We start from the raw sequence: 19,049 nt of genomic DNA on the forward strand, positions 1-19,049 counted from the left end.
GTGAATACGCTGCCGTCCGGGCTGACGGCCACCGCCGTCGTCGCGGCCTCGAGCGCCAATCTCGGCCCCGGCTTCGACAGCCTCGGCTTGGCTCTGAGCCTTTATGACGAAATCGTGGTGCAGACAACGGATTCCGGTCTGGAAGTCGAGGTCGAAGGCGAGGGCGCCGGCCAGGTGCCGCTCGATTCCAGTCACCTCGTGGTGCGGGCCATCGAACACGGACTGCAAGCCACAGGCGTCACGGTCAAAGGCCTGAAGGTTCGCTGCCGCAATGAAGTTCCACACTCTCGCGGGCTGGGTTCATCGGCGGCAGCCGTGGTCGGCGGCCTGGCCGTTGTCAACGGCCTTGTGGCACAAGCTGGTTCGCCGCCGCTCACGGAGGTGGAGCTGATTCAGCTGTCATCGGAGTTCGAGGGCCATCCCGACAACGCGTCGGCTGCGGTCCTTGGCGGCGCGGTGGTGTCATGGACCGAACACGAAGGTGTGCTGCCCAGGTATGCGGCGGCGCCACTACGCCTGCACCCCGACATCCACCTGTTCCCGGCGATTCCGCAGGTGCGCTCGTCGACGGCGGAGACTCGCGTGCTGCTTCCCGATCACGTCAGCCACACCGATGCCAGGTTCAACCTCAGCCGTGCGGCGCTGCTCGTGCTCGCACTGACCGAGCGGCCGGATCTGCTGATGGAGGCGACCGAGGACGTCCTGCATCAGCCGCAGCGGGCCGCCGCGATGCCTGCCTCCGCGGAATACCTGCGGATTCTCCGGCGTTGTGGGGTTGCGGCGGTGTTGTCTGGGGCTGGTCCTGCGGTTATCGCGTTGAGTTTGCAACCGGAGTTGCCGGCAGCAGCCCTCGAGTATGGTGCCGCCAACGGGTTCAGCGTCAGCAAGATGGCCGTGGGCGAGGGCGTTCGATGGACGTCTGGCGTGGCCGTTCGGAGCTAAGTTGCGGTTCACATGAGTCACACCCGAATCAGCGTGTTTCTTGCTTCCAGCTCCAATGCGGGTTATCCTCGCAGCTGTCCAGCAATCGCAGCGTCTCTGCCTGCGCCGACACTAGGACGACCACTTCCCCTTTAGGTGCTCAATCTTGTGGACTGACGGTTCGCCACATACCGGCGAATCCCGGCGATCGCCGTTGCAGAGGCAATGGTGGGACCTCCGCATTCAGCGCATCAGCTGAATGCCCCGGACCCCCGCGTCGGCTTGACGAGCGGGGGATCAGAAAGGAAATCCGTGACTGAAACGGACCTCATCACGGCTGGTGGCAGCAGCGAAAACACCGCGTTGCCGGAAACCAAAACCGTGACTTCAGACATCGCATCGACCCAGGACGACTCGGGGTCGGGCAAGACCAACGGCACGTCGGCGGCCGAGACCGCCCCGACCGCCGACGTCGCGTCGGGTGACCGCGGGGCGTCGCTGTCGAGCATGGTGCTGCCGGAACTGCGCGCTCTGGCCAGGCAGATCGGCGTCGAGGGGGCATCTGGCATGCGGAAGGGCGAGCTTGTCGCCGCCATCCGCGAACGCCGCGCCAACGCGAACGGCGGATCGCAAGCCGCCGAGGCCGCCCCGAAGGCCGCGCCCGAGAAGGGCACCGGCGAGCAACCCGCCGAAGAGCAGGCGCCGCCACGTCGCGAGCGGCGCGGCGCGGCGCGCGGTGCCGGTGCGCCTACCGGCCAGGACGACAAGGACGACAAGAAGAAGGACGAGAACAAGCAGGAGTCCGCGCAGCAGCAGCAGGCCAAGCCCGACACCGAAGGCGAGCGGGCGCAGAAGCAGGACACCAAGCCCGACAAGGCCGACAAGTCCGACGGCGACCAGCAAGGCGACCAGGGCGGCCAGAACCGCGGCGCCAACGCCGACGACGACGGCGAGGGCCGTGGCGGCCGTCGCGGCCGTCGGTTCCGTGACCGCAGGCGCCGCGAGCGTGGCGGCGAAGGCGGCGGCGGTGGCGACCGCGACACCGAACTGCGTGAGGACGACGTGGTGCAGCCCGTCGCTGGCATTCTCGACGTGCTCGACAACTACGCGTTCGTCCGGACCTCCGGCTACCTTGCCGGCCCCAACGACGTCTACGTGTCGATGAACATGGTGCGCAAGAACGGCCTGCGCCGCGGCGATGCGGTGACCGGTGCGGTGCGGGTGCCCAAGGACGGCGAGCAGCCCAACCAGCGGCAGAAGTTCAATCCGCTGGTCCGGCTCGACACCGTCAACGGCAAGCCGGTCGAAGAAGCCAAGAAGCGGCCCGACTTCACCAAGCTGACCCCGCTGTATCCCAACGAGCGGCTGCGGCTGGAGACCACCACCGAGAAGCTGACCACCCGCGTGATCGACCTGATCATGCCGGTCGGCAAGGGCCAGCGTGCGTTGATCGTGTCCCCGCCGAAGGCCGGTAAGACCACGATTCTTCAGGACATCGCGAACGCGATCACCAGGAACAACCCGGAATGCCACCTCATGGTGGTGCTCGTCGACGAGCGTCCGGAAGAGGTCACCGACATGCAGCGCTCGGTGAAGGGTGAGGTCATCGCCTCGACCTTCGACCGTCCGCCGTCGGACCACACCCAGGCCGCCGAGCTCGCGATCGAGCGGGCCAAGCGGCTGGTGGAGCAGGGCAAGGACGTCGTGGTGCTGCTCGACTCGATCACCCGCCTCGGCCGGGCGTACAACAACGCGTCGCCGGCGTCGGGCCGGATCCTGTCCGGTGGTGTCGACTCGACCGCGCTGTACCCGCCGAAGCGGTTCCTCGGTGCTGCCCGCAACATCGAAGAGGGCGGCTCGCTGACGATCATCGCCACCGCGATGGTGGAGACCGGTTCGACCGGTGACACGGTGATCTTCGAGGAGTTCAAGGGCACCGGCAACGCCGAGCTCAAGCTCGACCGCAAGATCTCCGAGCGCCGGGTGTTCCCGGCCGTCGACGTCAACCCGTCGGGCACCCGCAAGGACGAGCTACTGCTCAGCCCGGATGAGTTCGCGATCGTGCACAAGCTGCGTCGCGTGCTGTCGGGTCTCGACCCGCATCAGGCCATCGACTTGCTGATGAGCCAGCTGCGCAAGACCAAGAACAACTACGAATTCCTGGTGCAGGTCTCCAAGACCGCGCCGAGCGCGATGGACGCCGACTAACTTGCGATTTGTGTGCGTTTTGTTGCGCTGAGCGCTCCAAAACGCGCAGGAATCACTCCGTCGGGTCGGCCTGCAGGGCGGGCATGACGTAGCGGCGCACATGCGCTGCAACCGCGTCGGCGTCGCTGGGGTCAAGCGTGTTACCGGGCACGGTGGACAGCGAAAGAATCACGCGCGCAATCCATTCCGACGCCTCGGCGATGTCGGTGTCGCGGTGGATTTCATCGCGGTCGCGCGCAGCGATCAGGTAGCGCGACCAGAAGTCAGCCAGGTCGGGGACCAAACCCTGCACACCAGCGCCTGCGCACGCCGCGAACTCCTCCGGTTCATCGACGCGAAGCTTCATCAACAAGGCACCGGGATCGTCGTAGGCGCTGCGGGCCCGGGCGATGCCGACGCCCATCTGCCGGTCCAAGCCCTCGACCTGTTCCAACACGGCGTGCGCTTCCGACCAGTAGGCGTCGTTGAGGCGGACGAGCGCGGCGCCCAGCAGTGACACCTTGTCCGGAAAATGGCGATACAGCCAGCCTCGCGATACCCCGGCGACTTCGGCCACTTCCGACACCGTGGTTGATCGAATGCCCTTGGCGCGCAGACACACTTCGGCGGCGTCGATCAGCCGGTCGCGGACGTTCTTGGTGGCGGGAGGGCTCGTCACCTCAGCATTGTGCCATGGTAGACAGGTTCTCGAATCTGTTCACGGTCCTGCCGAACCCCCACCGCGGCGCGAGAAGCCGGCGGAATATCGGCCGCCCGGCACGCGTTTAGGCTGCTGGCGGTCGAGCTGGCATAATGGACCGTCGACCCCTCGGTTCCGGTTCACGCCGAACACCTCTATTTCAGGAGGGGCGACCCGGGGCCCACGATTGAAGAGGAAACCATGAAAACCGGTGTTCACCCTGATTACGTCGAGACCACGGTGCACTGCGGCTGCGGCAACACGTTCACCACGCGCAGCACGAAGAAGAGCGGCCAGATTCACGTCGAGGTCTGCTCGCAGTGCCATCCCTTCTACACCGGCAAGCAGAAGATCCTCGACAGCGGTGGCCGCGTGGCCCGCTTCGAGAAGCGCTACGGCAAGCGCAAGGCCGCTTCGGCCGACAAGGCCGCTGGAGCCGACAAGTAGCTGCCTTACCGACGCCCGATCTGACGCGTATGCGCAGGCCGGGCGTCGGTTTGCGTTCGGCGGCAGGTTTGGGGGAAGGAGGACGACATGACGGACACCGCGCCACGCATCGAGGCGCTGCTGGCCGAGCATGCTGCCCTCGAGAAGCAACTCTCCGATCCGAATCTGCACGCCGACCCGTCGGCGGCCCGCAAAGTGGGCCGCCGGTTCGCGCAGGTGTCGCCGATCGTCGCGACCTACCGCAAGCTGGAGGCCGCGCGCGGCGATCTGGAAGCGGCGAAAGAACTCGCGGCCGACGACGATTCGTTCGCCGCTGAGATCCCCGAACTTCAAGCGTCGGTTGATGAACTCGACACGCATCTGACCGATCTGCTGGCGCCGCGCGACCCGCACGACGCCGACGACATCGTGCTCGAGGTGAAGTCGGGGGAGGGCGGCGAGGAGTCGGCGTTGTTCGCCGCCGACCTGGCCCGCATGTACATCCGCTACGCCGAACGGCATGGCTGGACGGTCACCATGCTCGACGAGACCACGTCGGATCTCGGCGGCTACAAGGACGCGACGCTGTCGATCCGGAGCAAGGGCGACTCCGCCGACGGTGTCTGGTCGCGGCTGAAGTTCGAAGGCGGCGTGCACCGCGTACAACGCGTCCCGGTCACCGAGTCGCAGGGCCGCGTGCACACGTCGGCCGCGGGCGTGCTTGTCTACCCCGAACCCGAAGAGGTCGAGGAAGTCCAGATCGACGAGTCCGATCTGCGCATCGACGTCTACCGGTCCTCGGGTAAGGGCGGTCAGGGCGTCAACACCACCGACTCCGCGGTGCGCATCACCCACCTGCCCACCGGCATCGTGGTCACCTGCCAGAACGAACGTTCGCAGTTGCAGAACAAGGCGCGTGCACTGCAGGTGCTTGCGGCGCGCCTGCAGGCCCTGGCTGAGGAACAGGCACAGGCCGACGCGTCGGCCGACCGGGCCAGTCAGATCCGCACCGTCGACCGCAGTGAGCGCATTCGCACGTACAACTTCCCCGAGAACCGGATCGCCGATCACCGGATCAACTTCAAGGCGCACAATCTCGACCAGGTGCTCGACGGCGACCTCGATGCGTTGTTCGACGCGCTGGCGGCCGCCGACAAGCAGTCCAGGCTGCAGGAAGCATGACCACGATCCGCCAGGTGATCGACGCCGCGGAGGCGGCGCTGACCGAGGCGGGAATCGGCTCACCCCGGGTGGACGCTGAACTGCTGGCCGCGCACGTCGCCGGTACCGGTCGCGGTCGGTTGACGTTCACTGACGTCGGGCCTGACTTTCAACAGCGCTACGACAGCCTCGTCGCCCAGCGCGCCAGGCGCATTCCGCTGCAACACCTCACCGGTACCGCGGCGTTCGGCCCCGTCACCGTGCACGTCGGTCCCGGCGTGTTCATCCCGCGGCCGGAGACCGAGGCGCTGCTGGAATGGGCTTTGGCTCAAGACCTTTCGGCGAAGCCGGTGATCGTCGACCTTTGCACGGGTTCTGCTGCGCTGGCGCTGGCGTTGGCCGCGCGATGGCCTCAGGCGCGCGTAGTTGCCGTCGACGACTCCGAAGACGCGCTGCGCTATGCCCGACGCAACACCGCGGCAACGGCTGTCGAACTGATCCGAGCCGACGTCACCGCCCCCGACCTGCTGGCAGCAGCACTCGACGGCCAGGTAGACCTGCTGGTCGCGAACCCGCCCTACGTCCCAGACGACGCCGAGCTGGAACCCGAAGTGGCCCAACATGATCCGGCGCACGCACTCTTCGGCGGCCCGGACGGCATGTCGGTCATCGACAGCATCATCGAACACGCACTGCGTTTGTTGCGCCCCGGCGGCCGGTGCGCCATCGAGCACGACGACACCACATCGGCGCGAACCGTCGACGCGTTCACCCGCACAGGACGATTCGTCGACGTCACGGCCCGATACGACCTGACCGGGCGGCCCAGATTCGTCACTGCGACGCGTGAGAGGCTGACAGCATGACGGAACAGTTCGATTGCTCCGACCCGGCGCAGCGCGAGACGGGCATCGCATCGGCCGTCAGCGCCGTCAAAGGAGGCAGGCTGGTCGTGATGCCTACCGACACCGTGTACGGCATCGGCGCGGACGCCTTCGACAACGGTGCCGTTGGGGCGCTGCTCGCGGCGAAGGGCCGCGGCCGCGATATGCCCGTCGGTGTGCTGGTGGGGTCATGGCACACGATCGACGGGCTGGTGTACTCGGTACCGCACAGCGCGCGGGAATTGATTGAGGCGTTTTGGCCCGGTGCCCTGAGTCTGGTTGTGCGCCAAGCCCCGTCGCTGCAGTGGGACCTCGGTGACGCCTACGGCACGGTGATGCTGCGCATGCCGCTGCACCCGGTCGCCATCGAACTGCTGCGCGAGGTCGGGCCGATGGCCGTATCCAGCGCCAACGTCTCCGGTCGTCCGTCGGCCGTCACCGTCGACGAAGCGCGCAATCAACTCGGCGATCTCGTCGAGGTCTACCTCGACGGCGGGCCCGCCGAACAACAAGCGGCATCGACGATCGTCGACCTCACCGGCGCCCACCCGCGCGTACTGAGGGAAGGGCCTGTGACGCTGGACGCCATCGCCAAAGTGCTCGGCGTGGAACCCGAGTCGCTCACGGACTGATCTCAGCGTGCAGCAGTACGGTGCGACGGTGGTTTACGCGGCGGACAACTTGCTTGCCCTCAACGATCGAGGCGCGGGTGTGCCGTTACGTGAGCTCGCCCTCGTCGGATTGACCGCGGCGATCATCACCTACTTGGCCACCGGTTGGGTCCGCGTGCTGGCCAGGCGGCTCGGCGCGGTGGCCTATCCGCGCGAACGCGACGTCCACCTGCAGCCCATCCCACGCATGGGCGGGCTCGCGATGTACATCGGGGTGGGGTCGGCGGTGCTGCTCGCTTCGCAACTGCCCGCGCTGACCCGGGGCTTCGTCTACTCGTCCGGTATGCCCGCCGTGGTGGTCGCCGGCGGCCTGATCATGGCGATCGGCCTGATCGACGACCGCTGGGGGCTCGATGCGCTGACGAAGTTCGCCGGCCAGATCACCGCCGCCAGCGTGCTGGTCACGATGGGCGTCGCGTGGAGCGTGCTCTACATTCCGATCGGCGGCATCGGCACCATCGTGCTCGATCAGGTGTCGTCGATCCTGCTGACGCTGGCGCTGACGGTGGCGATCGTGAACGCGATGAACTTCGTCGACGGCCTCGACGGGTTGGCCGCCGGGCTGGGACTGATCACCGCGTCGGCGATCTGCATCTTCTCGGTGGGCCTGCTGCGCGACCACGGCGGTGATGTGCTGTTCTACCCGCCCGCCGTCATCTCGGTGGTGCTGGCCGGCGCATGCCTCGGCTTCCTGCCGCACAACTTCCACCCCGCCAAGATCTTCATGGGCGACTCCGGGTCGATGCTGATCGGGCTGATGCTGGCGGCCGCCTCGACGACCGCGGCAGGGCCGATCTCACAGACCGCGTACGGCGCCCGCGACGTGTTCGCTCTGCTGTCGCCGTTCCTGTTGGTGGTCGCGGTGATGTTCGTGCCGGCGCTGGACATGCTGCTGGCCGTGATCCGCCGGACGCGTGCGGGTGTTCACTTCTCCACACCCGACAAGATGCATCTGCATCACCGGTTGCTGCAGATCGGCCATTCGCACCGACGCGTGGTGCTGCTGGTCTACCTCTGGGTCGGGATCATCGCGCTGGGCGCGGCGAGCACGATTTTCTTCGATCCGCGCTACACCGGAGCCGTCATGCTGGCCGCGATTTTGGTGGCGATCGTGGTGACCCTGATCCCGCTTCTGCGTCGCAGCGACACACCGGTAGCGGAAATGTACGACGAAAAGTAGTAGGCCCTCTTATCTGCCCTTAACCATGTGTTAGGGTTCGGTTAGAATCCGAAAGACCTCGCGGGTTGCCGGCCTCCGGACCGACGGTTGACCGCCGTTCGGACCGGAACAACGACCGACAAAGGGAGCTGCCCCTTGGGTGATTCCAGCGAGCCCGTCGCCCTCCGATACGCTCGTGGCGCGACTCACAGGATCATCGGGACAGCAACTTGTAACCGCGGGATTGAGGTGAAGCAGTGACGACGCCAGCGCAAGACGCGCCGTTGGTGTTTCCGTCCGTTGCTTTCAGGCCGTTGCGCCTGTTCGCAGTCTGTGTCGTGCTGACCGGCCTGGCCATGCTGGCCGCCGGACTGCTCGGTCACGTGATGGTCGGAGTCTTCTTCGGCATCGGCCTCGGACTTGGTTTGCTCAACGCTGTGCTGGTCCAGCGGTCGGTGGAATCCATCACCGCCGAAGCACATCCGCTCAAACGCAAGATGGCGCTGAACTCCGCCACCCGTCTGTTGGTGATGACGGTGATCGGGCTGACGATCGCATTCGTCTTCCGGCCCCAGGGGCTCGGCGTCGTATTCGGAATGGCCCTCTTCCAGGTGGTGCTGGTCCTCGCGACCGCGCTGCCGGTGATGAAGAAGATCAAGGCCGGCGCCGCTGAAGAGATCGAAGGGGGCAAGCAATGACCCAGACTTTCCTCGCCGAATCCGCGATCGAGGTGGGCCATCACGAACAGGCCAACTGGTTCGGGCTGACGGTGAACGTCGACACCGTGCTGGCGACGGCGCTCGCCGCGGTGATCGTGCTCGGGCTGGCATTCTTCTTGCGCGCCAAGGTCACATCGACCGGTGTGCCGAACGGCGTGCAGCTGTTCTGGGAAGCCATCACGGTTCAGGCGCGTGATCAGATCGAGGGTGCGATCGGCATGAAGATCGCGCCCTTTGTGCTGCCGCTCGCTGTGACGCTGTTCGTGTTCATCCTGGTGGCCAACTGGCTCTCGGTGTTCCCCGTGCAGTACACCGACTCCTCGGGTGCCATTCACGAGCTGATCAAGCCGCCCGCATCAGACATCAACTTCGTGTTGGCGCTCGCTCTGTTCGTCTTCATCTGCTACCACGCCGCTGGAGTATGGCGTCGCGGCATCATCGGGCATCCGGTGAAGCTGCTCAAGGGCCACGTCACGCTGCTGGCGCCGATCAACCTCGTCGAGGAACTGGCCAAGCCGATCTCGTTGTCGCTCCGACTCTTTGGCAACATCTTCGCCGGCGGCATCCTGGTCGCGCTGATCGCGCTGTTCCCGCCGTACATCCTCTGGCTGCCCAACGCGATCTGGAAGAGCTTCGACTTGTTCGTCGGCGCGATCCAGGCGTTCATCTTCGCGCTGCTGACGATCCTGTACTTCAGCCAGTCGATGGAGCTCGACGAGGACCATCACTAGCCGACCCGAATATGTAGGACCCACGACCTGGTAGGACCACTGCCAGTTATCAAGGAGGATAAGGAATGGACCCCACAATCGCTGCCGGCGCCCTCATCGGCGGTGGACTGATCATGGCCGGCGGCGCAATCGGCGCCGGTATCGGTGACGGTATTGCGGGTAACGCGCTGATCGCGGGCATCGCCCGTCAGCCGGAGGCACAGGGCCGGCTGTTCACGCCGTTCTTCATCACGGTTGGTCTGGTCGAGGCCGCCTACTTCATCAACCTGGCGTTCATGGCGCTGTTCGTGTTCGCCACTCCGGTTGGCTAGTGCCGAACATGGCTGACCCGAACGTCGTCCTTCTGGCGGCCGAGGAAGGTGGGGGAGGTACCAGCAACTTCCTCATCCCCAACGGCACATTCTTCTTCGTGCTGATCATTTTCTTGATCGTGCTCGGAGTGATCGGCAAGTGGGTTGTCCCACCTGTCTCGAAGGTGCTGAACGATCGCGACGCGATGGTGAAGAAAACCGTCGAGGACAGCCGCAAGGCAGCAGACCAGTTCACCGCCGCGGACAAGGACTACCTGGCGGAGATGGCCAAGGCGCGCGGCGAGGCCTCCAAGCTTCGTGACGAGGCGCGAGCCGAGGGCCGAAAGGTATTGGAGGACATGCGGGGCCGGGCGTCGGATGAGGTGACGTCGACGCTGCAGCAGGCCGAGTTGGAGTTGAAGGATCAGGCTCTGTCCATCCAGGCGGACCTGCGGTCGTCGGTCGACTCGTTGTCCACCACCTTGGCCAGCCGGGTGCTCGGCGTCGAAATCAACGCGGCCACAACGGCCTCGGGACGGTAAGGGCAATGTCGACATTCATCGGTCAGCTCGTCGGGTTCGCGCTCATCGTGTTCCTGGTGGTGCGCTACGTCGTGCCGCCGGTGCGCCGGATGATGACGAACCAGCAAGAGACCGTTCGCAAGCAGCTCGAGGACAGCGCCGAGGCCAAGAAGCGGTTGACCGACGCCGAAAAGGCGCACGAGAAGGCCGTCGAGCGCGCCAAGGACGAGGCCAAGCAGGTGACCGAGGAGGCGCGGGTGGACGCCCAGCGCATCATCGAACAGCTGCACGCCCAAGCCGATGCCGAGGTCGAGCGGATCAAAGTGCAAGGCGCTCAGCAAGTTCAGCTGCTGCGCGCCCAGCTGGTTCGCCAACTGCGCGGCGACCTTGGTGCCGAATCAGTCCGCCGTGCAGGCGAGTTGGTCAGGGAACACGTCGCGGACACCGATGCGCAGGCCGCCACCGTTGACCGGTTCATCGACGAACTCGACGCGATGGCCCCCTCGGAGGCCGTGATCGAAGACCGCGCCACCGCACGACTGCGGTCGGCGAGCCGGGAGTCGCTGGCGGCACTGGTCAACAAGTTCGACGAGTTGACCGCCGACCTCGGTCCCGACCAGCTGTCGTCAGTGGCGGACGATTTGGCCTCTGTCGCGAAGCTGCTGGCCAGTGAATCGATCCTGACCCGTCATCTCGCCGACCCGGCCGACAACCCGTCGGCCAAGCTGGGTCTTGTCGACGCGTTGTTCGACGGCAAGATCGGCGACACTGCGCTGGACATTTTCAAAGCCGCGGTTTCCGGCCGCTGGTCGTCCGACGCCAACCTGGTCGACGCCGTCGAGCAGGTCGCGCGGTTGGCACTGCTGGTTCGCGCCGAGCGCGAGGACGTGGCAGGCGACGTCGAGGAGCAGCTCTTCCGGTTCAACCGCATCCTGGACGGCGCGCCCCAGCTTGCCACGCTGCTCAGCGACTACAGTGCGCCCGTCGAGGGGCGGGTCAAGCTGCTAAAGGATGTGCTCCCCAGCGGTTCCAGCGTGAACAAGACCACCGTTCAACTGCTTTCGCAGACGATCGAACTGCTCCGCGGCGAACGCGCCGACGAAGCCGTACTCGATCTGGCCGAGCTCGCGGTGGCCCGCCGGGGTGAGGTGGTTGCCCACGTCAGCGCCGCGGCGAGCCTCAGCGACGCGCAACGCACCCGGCTGACAGAAGTACTGACCCGCATCTACAGCCACCCGGTTTCGGTGCAGTTGCACATCAACCCGGACCTGCTGGGCGGGCTGAACATCGCTGTCGGCGACGAGGTGATCGACGGCACGCTGGCATCCAAACTCGCGGCCGCAGAAACCAAGCTGCCCGACTGACCGACAACAAACGACAAGACCCCACACCGTAAGAGCAGGAAGACGAATCATGGCAGAGTTGACCATCTCCGCTGACGATATCCAGGGTGCGATCGAGGATTACGTCTCGAGTTTCACCGCCGACACCGCGCGCGAGGAGATCGGTACGGTCATCGACGCCGGCGACGGTATCGCGCACGTCGAGGGTCTGCCCTCGGTGATGACACAGGAACTGCTGGAGTTCCCCGGCGGCGTGCTCGGTGTGGCGCTCAACCTCGACGAGCACAACGTCGGCGCCGTGATCCTCGGCGACTTCGAGAAGATCGAAGAAGGCCAGCAGGTCAAGCGCACCGGCGAGGTGCTGTCGGTGCCCGTCGGTGACAAGTTTCTCGGCCGCGTCGTCAACCCGCTCGGTCAGCCGATCGACGGCAAGGGCGACATCGAGCCGGAAACCCGACGCGCACTTGAGATTCAGGCGCCGTCTGTGGTGCAGCGCCAGGGTGTGAGCGAGCCGCTGCAGACCGGTATCAAGGCCATCGACGCGATGACCCCGATCGGTCGCGGCCAGCGCCAGCTGATCATCGGTGACCGCAAGACCGGCAAGACCGCCGTGTGCGTGGACACCATTCTCAACCAGCGGCAGAACTGGGAGTCGGGCGACGAGAAGAAGCAGGTCCGCTGCGTCTACGTGGCCATCGGCCAGAAGGGCACGACCATCGCCGCGGTCGCCAGGGCGCTCGAAGAGGGCGGCGCGATGGAGTACACCACCATCGTCGCGGCGCCCGCTTCGGACTCCGCGGGCTTCAAATGGCTTGCGCCGTACACCGGTTCGGCGATCGCGCAGCACTGGATGTACAACGGCAAGCACGTGCTGATCGTGTTCGACGACCTGTCCAAGCAGGCCGAGGCCTACCGCGCGATCTCGCTGCTGCTGCGCCGCCCGCCCGGCCGCGAGGCGTACCCCGGCGACGTGTTCTATCTGCACTCCCGGCTTCTTGAGCGTTGCGCCAAGCTGTCCGACGAGTTGGGCGGCGGCTCGATGACCGGCCTGCCGATCATCGAGACCAAGGCCAACGACATCTCGGCGTACATCCCGACGAACGTCATCTCGATCACCGACGGCCAGTGCTTCCTGGAGTCCGATCTGTTCAACCAGGGTGTGCGACCGGCGATCAACGTCGGTGTGTCGGTGTCCCGCGTGGGCGGCGCCGCACAGATCAAGGCCATGAAAGAGGTGGCCGGCTCGTTGCGGCTCGACCTGTCGCAGTACCGCGAGCTGGAAGCGTTCGCCGCCTTCGCCTCCGATCTGGACGCCACTTCGAAGGCTCAGCTGGAGCGCGGCGCCCGACTGGTCGAGTTGCTCAAGCAGCCGCAGTACCAGCCGTTGGCAGTCGAGGAGCAGGTCGTCTCGATCTTCCTCGGCACCGAGGGGCACCTCGACTCGGTCCCTGTGGAAGACGTCAGCCGCTTCGAAGCCGAATTCCTCGACCACGTGCGGGCCTCGGAAGGCGAAATCCTCAAGCAGATCCGCGAATCGGGCAAGCTCGGCGACGAGCTCAGTGAGAAGCTGGTCGAGGCCATCAACCAGTTCAAGAAGGGCTTCGCCGCCTCCGACGGCAGTTCCGTGGTGCCCGACGAGCACGTCGATGCGCTGGACGAGGGTGAACTCGGGAAGGAATCCGTGAAGGTCCGCAAGCCCGCTCCGAAGAAGAAGTAGCGATCCATGGCGGCCACACTTCGAGAACTGCGCGGACGCATCCGCTCAGCCGGGTCGATCAAGAAGATCACCAAGGCTCAGGAGCTGATCGCCACCTCGCGCATCGGCAGGGCGCAGAACCGCTTGCAGGCGGCGCGCCCCTACGCATTCGAGATCACCTCGATGCTGACCACGCTGGCGGCCGAGGCCGCACTCGACCATCCGCTTCTGGTCGAGCGCGACGAGCCCAAGCGGGCCGGCGTGTTGGTGATCTCGTCCGACCGCGGGTTGGCTGGTGGGTACAACTCGAACGTGCTGCGCCGCGCCGAAGAGCTGTTCTCGCTTATTCGGCAGGATGGCAAGACGCCCATCGTGTACGCGGTGGGGCGAAAAGCGGTGAACTACTACAAGTTCCGCAACTGGAAGATCACCGAGTCGTGGTCGGGCTTCTCCGAGCAGCCCACCTACGAGAACGCTCAAGAGATCGCGTCGACGCTCGTGGACGCGTTCCTGGCCGGGGCCGACGACCACGGTGACGATCCGGGACCCGACGGGATCCTGGGACTCGACGAATTGCACATCGTCTACACCGAGTTCAAGTCGATGATGTCGCAGAACGCCGTTGCACACCGCATCGCACCGATGGTGGTCGAGTACGTCGAAGAAGAGACCGGTCCTCGTACGCTCTACTCGTTCGAGCCCGACGCCACAACACTTTTCGATGCGCTGTTGCCGCGGTACCTGGCCACCCGGGTGTATGCCGCGTTACTCGAATCCGCTGCCTCTGAGCTGGCATCGCGGCAGCGGGCCATGAAGTCGGCGACCGACAACGCCGACGACCTCATCAAAGAGTTGACCTTGATGGCCAACCGCGAGCGCCAAGCCAACATCACCCAGGAAATCAGCGAGATCGTCGGTGGCGCGAACGCGCTCGCCGACGCCGCCGGACGTTAGCCCGTAAGAGAGAAGAAGAGATGACTGCTACCGCCGAAAAGCCCACCAAGGAAAAGAGCAAGGACACCAACGGTCGCGTGGTGCGGGTGACCGGTCCCGTGGTCGACGTTGAGTTCCCCCGCGGCTCCGTGCCCGAACTGTTCAACGCGTTGCACGCCGAGGTCACCTTCGAGGAGCTGGCCAAGACGCTGACCCTCGAGGTCGCACAGCACCTCGGCGACAACCTGGTGCGGTGCATCTCGCTGCAGCCGACTGATGGCTTGGTGCGTGGCGTGGACGTGGTCGACACCGGCGCCTCGATCTCGGTGCCCGTGGGCGACGGCGTGAAGGGCCACGTGTGGAACGCGCTTGGCGTGTGCCTGGACGAGAAGGACTACGGAGAAGATTTCGACCGCTGGCCGATTCACCGCAAGCCGCCGGCCTTCGACGAGCTCGAGCCCCGCACCGAGATGCTGGAGACCGGCCTGAAGGTGGTCGACCTGCTGACCCCGTATGTGCGCGGTGGCAAGATCGCGCTGTTCGGCGGCGCAGGCGTGGGCAAGACCGTGTTGATCCAGGAGATGATCAACCGTATTGCCCGCAACTTCGGCGGTACTTCGGTTTTCGCCGGTGTGGGGGAACGCACCCGCGAGGGTAACGACCTGTGGGTCGAGCTCGCCGACGCCGACGTGCTGAAGGACACCGCGCTGGTGTTCGGTCAGATGGACGAGCCGCCCGGCACCCGTATGCGCGTCGCGCTGTCGGCCCTGACCATGGCGGAGTTCTTCCGTGACGAGCAGGGCCAGGACGTGCTGTTGTTCATCGATAACATCTTCCGGTTCACCCAGGCCGGCTCTGAGGTGTCGACGCTGCTCGGACGTATGCCGTCCGCGGTGGGTTACCAGCCCACGCTGGCCGACGAGATGGGTGAACTGCAGGAGCGCATCACCTCGACCCGTGGCCGCTCCATCACCTCGATGCAGGCCGTGTACGTGCCCGCGGACGACTACACCGACCCGGCGCCCGCGACGACGTTCGCCCACCTGGACGCCACCACGGAGTTGTCCCGCTCGGTGTTCTCCAAGGGCATCTTCCCGGCGGTGGACCCGTTGGCCTCCAGCTCGACGATCCTCGACCCGGCGATCGTTGGCGACGAACACTACCGCGTCGCGCAGGAGGTCATCCGAATCCTGCAGCGCTATAAGGACCTTCAGGACATCATCGCGATCCTTGGTATCGACGAGTTGTCCGAAGAGGACAAGCAGCTGGTGCAGCGTGCCCGTCGTATCGAGCGCTTCCTGAGCCAGAACATGATGGCGGCCGAGCAGTTCACCGGCCAGCCGGGGTCCACCGTCCCGATCAAGGAGACCATCGAGGCCTTCGACCGGATCACCAAGGGTGAATTCGACCACGTGCCCGAGCAGGCATTCTTCTTGATCGGCGGGCTGGACGACTTGGCCAAGAAGGCCGAAGGGTTCGGCGTGAAGCTGGAGGACAGCGGCAGCGGTTCCGAGCCGTCGGACGATGGCGAGAAGAAGGATGCCTAGGCCCTGCCCGCACCGAAAGGTGATGTGAGATGGCCGAATTGAATATCGACATCGTGGCAGTCGACCGCAAGATCTGGTCGGGTGAGGGTACCTTTTTGTTCACCCGCACCACGTCCGGCGAGATCGGCATCCTGCCCAACCACATCCCGCTGGTGGCGCAGTTGGTCGACGATGCGATGGTCCGCGTCGAACGCGAAGGTGAAGACGATCTACGGATCGCGGTCGACGGCGGCTTCTTGTCCGTCACCGAGCAGAGCGTAACCGTCTTGGCCGAGAGCGCTGAATTCGATTCGGAGATCGACGAAGCCGCCGCGCAGCGCGACGCCGAGTCCGACGATCCGGCTACTGCAGCCAGGGGCCGGGCCAGGCTGCGCGCCCTGGGTCAGATCGACTAGGTCCGATCATGAGCGCGTCCATGTTGTTGATGGTCGCGCTCGTCGGTGTACTCCTGTTCGTTTCTGTCGCGCTCAGTTATCGACTCTGGAAGTTGCGTCAGGTCGGCGGCACCGCTGCGATCCTGCGCGACGTCCCAGCGGTCGGTGGACACGGCTGGCGGCATGGCGTAATGCGTTATCAGGGTGGAGAAGCCGGCTTCTATCGGCTGTCGAGCCTGCGCTGGTGGCCCGATCGCAGGCTGAGCCGTCGAGGACTGGAAATCGTTGGGCGGCGGTCTCCGCGCGGCGATGAGTTCGACATCATGACCGCCGAAATCGTTGTGTTGGAACTGCGGGACACTGATCCGGAACGCCGCCGGGGATATGAGGTCGCACTCGATCGCGGTGCCCTGACGGCGTTCTTGTCCTGGCTCGAGTCGCGGCCGTCCCCGCGCGCGCGGAGACGAACCTTCTAACCCGTTGCGGGACCGCCTGGTTGCCACAACACATCGCCGTCGGGGTTGGCCACCCGCGACAGGATGAACAGCAGGTCTGAGAGCCGGTTGAGATATTTGGCGGGCAGCACGTTGACTGAGTCCCGATGCGTTTCGACGGCATACCACGCCGACCGCTCCGCACGGCGCGCCACCGTGCGCGCGACGTGTAACAGCGCAGACAGCGGGGTGCCCCCTGGCAGCACAAACGAATTCAGAGCGGGCAGTGGTTCGTTGAACTCGTCGCACCACGACTCGAGCCGATCGATATAGCTTTGCGCGATCCGCAGCGGCGGGTGTTCGGGATTGTCCACCACCGGCGTGGACAGGTCAGCACCGGCGTCGAACAGGTCGTTTTGAATCTGCAGGAGCACCTTGCGAATTTGCTCACTGGGGTTTCCCAAGGCAATTGCAACTCCAATTGCGGCATTCGTCTCGTCACAGTCGGCGTACGCGGCAAGTCGTGCGTCGTTCTTTGAAACCCTGCTGAAATCGCTCAGACCGGTGGTGCCGTCGTCGCCGGTCCGGGTGTATATGCGGGTGAGATGAACGGCCATGGTCAAACCGTACCGGGCAGCGTGACTTGCACAACGCGCGGGAAACTGACACCGTCGCGCGCCGCTGTTTACACTAACCCGCGTGAGCGAGCGATTCGTGGTGACCGGCGGAAACCGGTTATCGGGCGAAGTTGCTGTCGGGGGGGCAAAAAACAGCGTCTTGAAGCTGATGGCGGCGTCGTTGCTGGCCGAGGGGACCAGCACGATCACCAACTGTCCGGATATCTTGGATGTGCCGCTGATGGCAGAGGTTCTCCGGGGGCTGGGCGCCACAGTCGAGCTCGACGGTGACGTCGTGCGGATCACCTCGCCCGACGAACCCAAGTACGACGCCGATTTCGCCGCGGTCCGCCAGTTCCGCGCGTCGGTATGCGTGCTCGGACCGCTTGTCGGACGCTGCAAGCGGGCCAAGGTCGCGCTGCCCGGCGGCGACGCGATCGGGTCGCGTCCGCTGGATATGCATCAAGCGGGGCTCCGGCAGTTGGGTGCGCGTTGCAACATCGAACACGGCTGCGTCGTCGCGGAGGCAGAGCACCTGCGCGGCGCCGAGATTCAGCTGGAGTTCCCGTCTGTCGGTGCGACGGAGAACATTCTGATGGCCGCCGTCGTCGCCGAGGGTGTCACGACAATTCACAATGCTGCACGCGAGCCCGACGTGGTCGACTTGTGCACGATGCTCAACCAGATGGGCGCGCAGATCTCCGGCGCTGGAACGTCGACGATGACGATCACGGGTGTCGATCGGCTGTATCCGACCGAGCATCGGGTGATCGGTGACCGCATCGTCGCGGCCACGTGGGGGATCGCCGCCGCGATGACGCGCGGGGACATCTCAGTGTCCGGTGTCGATCCGCAGCACCTTCAGTTGGTGCTGCACAAACTCCACGATGCCGGCGCGACTGTCACGCAGACAGACGACGGCTTCCGGGTGGTCCAGTACGAGCGGCCGAAGGCGGTCAACGTGGCGACCCTCCCGTTCCCTGGGTTTCCCACCGATCTGCAGCCGATGGCGATCGGCTTGGCCTCTATCGCCGATGGCACGTCGATGATCACCGAAAACGTCTTCGAGGCGCGCTTCAGGTTCGTCGAGGAGATGATCCGGCTTGGCGCGGACGCCCGCACCGACGGACACCACGCGGTGGTCCGCGGTATCCCCCAGCTGTCCAGCGCGCCGGTGTGGTCGTCCGATATCCGGGCGGGCGCGGGTCTGGTGCTTGCGGGGCTGGTCGCCGATGGCGACACCGAGGTCCACGACGTCTTCCACATCGACCGCGGCTACCCGTTGTTCGTCGAGCAACTGGTCAGTCTGGGCGCTGAAATAGAGCGGGTCGTCTAGCTCTCCGCCGTTCGGGTGACCCCGTTTTGGAGCATGGGGGATAAGGGCGTATTGTTTGTGAAGAAGCCCACGGCCCCAGGCCATTAGGACTGGCGGACGGGGTTTGACGTCTCTGTCCACATGCAGTATAGTGGCAGGGTTGCCCTAGAGCGGGTGTGTTGTTTGAGAACTCAATAGTGTGTTTGGTGGTTTTTGTTTGTTGTTTTTTGCCGCCCCTTTTTTTCCCGTTTAGGGGGTGGTTTTTTTGATGCCAGTTTTACTGGTTTGTCAGGTTTCTCTGATTTGAATTCTGCCCGGTGTGTCCGGGGTTTTTGTTTGGAGAGTTTGATCCTGGCTCAGGACGAACGCTGGCGGCGTGCTTAACACATGCAAGTCGAACGGAAAGGCCCTTCGGGGTGC

At 65.2% G+C, this 19,049-nt stretch carries 20 protein-coding genes and 1 rRNA gene; 19 read left to right on the forward strand and 2 right to left on the reverse strand.

Going from position 1 to position 19,049, the window contains the following annotated elements:
* Both thrB and rho read left to right on the forward strand, forming a co-directional pair.
* Nucleotides 1-942, forward strand: coding sequence for a homoserine kinase (gene thrB, locus ACGFK1_RS11805; protein ID WP_393428423.1), 942 nt, complete (start codon nt 1-3; stop codon nt 940-942).
* A gap of 291 nt (nt 943-1,233) precedes the next feature.
* Nucleotides 1,234-3,129 (forward strand): transcription termination factor Rho, encoded by a 1,896-nt coding sequence (gene rho / locus ACGFK1_RS11810; protein WP_393428424.1) that lies wholly within the window; start codon nt 1,234-1,236, stop codon nt 3,127-3,129.
* Between the two features lie 52 nt (nt 3,130-3,181).
* On the opposite strand, the gene ACGFK1_RS11815 is transcribed toward rho, so the two are convergent.
* Nucleotides 3,182-3,787 (reverse strand): TetR/AcrR family transcriptional regulator, encoded by a 606-nt coding sequence (locus ACGFK1_RS11815; protein WP_393428425.1) that lies wholly within the window; start codon nt 3,785-3,787, stop codon nt 3,182-3,184.
* 222 nt (nt 3,788-4,009) lie between these two features.
* Here ACGFK1_RS11815 and rpmE point away from each other — a divergent pair, with 222 nt between their 5' ends.
* The 15 genes from rpmE (at nt 4,010) to ACGFK1_RS11890 (ending at nt 16,739) form a co-directional block, all read left to right on the forward strand.
* Entirely contained in the window at nt 4,010-4,255 is a 246-nt protein-coding gene (gene rpmE, locus ACGFK1_RS11820; RefSeq protein ID WP_393428426.1) for a 50S ribosomal protein L31, read from the forward strand.
* 87 nt (nt 4,256-4,342) lie between these two features.
* Complete coding sequence (prfA, locus tag ACGFK1_RS11825; RefSeq protein WP_393428427.1) at nt 4,343-5,416, forward strand: peptide chain release factor 1; 1,074 nt, start codon at nt 4,343-4,345, stop codon at nt 5,414-5,416.
* On the forward strand, nt 5,413-6,261 hold the full coding sequence (prmC, locus tag ACGFK1_RS11830; RefSeq protein ID WP_393428428.1) for a peptide chain release factor N(5)-glutamine methyltransferase: 849 nt from the start codon (nt 5,413-5,415) through the stop codon (nt 6,259-6,261). Before prfA ends, prmC begins: the two co-directional genes overlap by 4 nt.
* A complete protein-coding gene (locus tag ACGFK1_RS11835) occupies nt 6,258-6,911 on the forward strand; it encodes an L-threonylcarbamoyladenylate synthase (protein ID WP_393428429.1) in 654 nt (217 codons plus the stop codon). The genes prmC and ACGFK1_RS11835 overlap by 4 nt, the downstream gene beginning before the upstream one ends.
* A 7-nt stretch (nt 6,912-6,918) precedes the next feature.
* Entirely contained in the window at nt 6,919-8,130 is a 1,212-nt protein-coding gene (locus tag ACGFK1_RS11840) for a glycosyltransferase family 4 protein (RefSeq protein ID WP_393428430.1), read from the forward strand.
* A 236-nt stretch (nt 8,131-8,366) separates the two neighbouring features.
* The gene (locus ACGFK1_RS11845) at nt 8,367-8,807 is read left to right on the forward strand and encodes an ATP synthase subunit I (RefSeq protein WP_393428431.1); all 441 of its coding nucleotides are present in this window, start codon (nt 8,367-8,369) and stop codon (nt 8,805-8,807) included.
* Nucleotides 8,804-9,559, forward strand: a complete 756-nt coding sequence (gene atpB / locus ACGFK1_RS11850) for a F0F1 ATP synthase subunit A (protein WP_393428432.1) — start codon at nt 8,804-8,806, stop codon at nt 9,557-9,559. The genes ACGFK1_RS11845 and atpB overlap by 4 nt, the downstream gene beginning before the upstream one ends.
* A 65-nt stretch (nt 9,560-9,624) precedes the next feature.
* On the forward strand, nt 9,625-9,870 hold the full coding sequence (locus ACGFK1_RS11855; protein ID WP_024449289.1) for a F0F1 ATP synthase subunit C: 246 nt from the start codon (nt 9,625-9,627) through the stop codon (nt 9,868-9,870).
* 8 nt (nt 9,871-9,878) lie between these two features.
* Nucleotides 9,879-10,391, forward strand: a complete 513-nt coding sequence (locus ACGFK1_RS11860; RefSeq protein WP_393428433.1) for a F0F1 ATP synthase subunit B — start codon at nt 9,879-9,881, stop codon at nt 10,389-10,391.
* A gap of 5 nt (nt 10,392-10,396) precedes the next feature.
* Nucleotides 10,397-11,734 (forward strand): F0F1 ATP synthase subunit B/delta, encoded by a 1,338-nt coding sequence (locus ACGFK1_RS11865; RefSeq protein ID WP_393428434.1) that lies wholly within the window; start codon nt 10,397-10,399, stop codon nt 11,732-11,734.
* 49 nt (nt 11,735-11,783) lie between these two features.
* Nucleotides 11,784-13,430 (forward strand): F0F1 ATP synthase subunit alpha, encoded by a 1,647-nt coding sequence (gene atpA, locus ACGFK1_RS11870; protein ID WP_393428435.1) that lies wholly within the window; start codon nt 11,784-11,786, stop codon nt 13,428-13,430.
* A gap of 6 nt (nt 13,431-13,436) precedes the next feature.
* Nucleotides 13,437-14,363: a F0F1 ATP synthase subunit gamma gene (locus ACGFK1_RS11875; RefSeq protein WP_393428436.1), complete on the forward strand. Its 927-nt coding sequence runs from the start codon at nt 13,437-13,439 to the stop codon at nt 14,361-14,363.
* Nucleotides 14,364-14,383: 20 nt separating this feature from the next.
* Entirely contained in the window at nt 14,384-15,889 is a 1,506-nt protein-coding gene (atpD, locus tag ACGFK1_RS11880; RefSeq protein ID WP_393428437.1) for a F0F1 ATP synthase subunit beta, read from the forward strand.
* 29 nt (nt 15,890-15,918) lie between these two features.
* Entirely contained in the window at nt 15,919-16,284 is a 366-nt protein-coding gene (locus ACGFK1_RS11885; RefSeq protein ID WP_393428438.1) for a F0F1 ATP synthase subunit epsilon, read from the forward strand.
* Between the two features lie 8 nt (nt 16,285-16,292).
* A complete protein-coding gene (locus ACGFK1_RS11890; RefSeq protein ID WP_393428439.1) occupies nt 16,293-16,739 on the forward strand; it encodes a DUF2550 domain-containing protein in 447 nt (148 codons plus the stop codon).
* Here the strand turns inward: ACGFK1_RS11890 and ACGFK1_RS11895 are convergent.
* Complete coding sequence (locus ACGFK1_RS11895; RefSeq protein ID WP_393428440.1) at nt 16,736-17,314, reverse strand: cob(I)yrinic acid a,c-diamide adenosyltransferase; 579 nt, start codon at nt 17,312-17,314, stop codon at nt 16,736-16,738. The two genes, ACGFK1_RS11890 and ACGFK1_RS11895, sit on opposite strands and share 4 nt — an antisense overlap.
* 82 nt (nt 17,315-17,396) lie before the next feature.
* Here ACGFK1_RS11895 and murA point away from each other — a divergent pair, with 82 nt between their 5' ends.
* Nucleotides 17,397-18,650, forward strand: coding sequence for a UDP-N-acetylglucosamine 1-carboxyvinyltransferase (gene murA, locus ACGFK1_RS11900; protein ID WP_393428441.1), 1,254 nt, complete (start codon nt 17,397-17,399; stop codon nt 18,648-18,650).
* 312 nt (nt 18,651-18,962) lie between these two features.
* Nucleotides 18,963-19,049, forward strand: a 16S ribosomal RNA gene (locus ACGFK1_RS11905); the annotation flags it as partial.

The sequence above is a fragment of the Mycobacterium sp. NPDC048908 genome (genome assembly GCF_043197955.1).
Taxonomy (GTDB): domain Bacteria; phylum Actinomycetota; class Actinomycetes; order Mycobacteriales; family Mycobacteriaceae; genus Mycobacterium.

Bases quoted from the DNA above. Each gene is read 5' to 3' on its own strand.
- ACGFK1_RS11835 (WP_393428429.1), top strand. From the start codon at position 6,258: ATGACGGAACAGTTCGATTGCTCCGACCCGGCGCAGCGCGAGACGGGC.
- ACGFK1_RS11855 (WP_024449289.1), top strand. From the start codon at position 9,625: ATGGACCCCACAATCGCTGCCGGCGCCCTCATCGGCGGTGGACTGATC.
- ACGFK1_RS11890 (WP_393428439.1), top strand. From the start codon at position 16,293: ATGAGCGCGTCCATGTTGTTGATGGTCGCGCTCGTCGGTGTACTCCTG.
- rpmE (WP_393428426.1), top strand. From the start codon at position 4,010: ATGAAAACCGGTGTTCACCCTGATTACGTCGAGACCACGGTGCACTGC.
- prmC (WP_393428428.1), top strand. From the start codon at position 5,413: ATGACCACGATCCGCCAGGTGATCGACGCCGCGGAGGCGGCGCTGACC.
- atpB (WP_393428432.1), top strand. From the start codon at position 8,804: ATGACCCAGACTTTCCTCGCCGAATCCGCGATCGAGGTGGGCCATCAC.
- ACGFK1_RS11865 (WP_393428434.1), top strand. From the start codon at position 10,397: ATGTCGACATTCATCGGTCAGCTCGTCGGGTTCGCGCTCATCGTGTTC.
- prfA (WP_393428427.1), top strand. From the start codon at position 4,343: ATGACGGACACCGCGCCACGCATCGAGGCGCTGCTGGCCGAGCATGCT.
- ACGFK1_RS11885 (WP_393428438.1), top strand. From the start codon at position 15,919: ATGGCCGAATTGAATATCGACATCGTGGCAGTCGACCGCAAGATCTGG.
- atpD (WP_393428437.1), top strand. From the start codon at position 14,384: ATGACTGCTACCGCCGAAAAGCCCACCAAGGAAAAGAGCAAGGACACC.
- ACGFK1_RS11860 (WP_393428433.1), top strand. From the start codon at position 9,879: ATGGCTGACCCGAACGTCGTCCTTCTGGCGGCCGAGGAAGGTGGGGGA.
- atpA (WP_393428435.1), top strand. From the start codon at position 11,784: ATGGCAGAGTTGACCATCTCCGCTGACGATATCCAGGGTGCGATCGAG.
- ACGFK1_RS11875 (WP_393428436.1), top strand. From the start codon at position 13,437: ATGGCGGCCACACTTCGAGAACTGCGCGGACGCATCCGCTCAGCCGGG.
- ACGFK1_RS11895 (WP_393428440.1), bottom strand. From the start codon at position 17,314: ATGGCCGTTCATCTCACCCGCATATACACCCGGACCGGCGACGACGGC.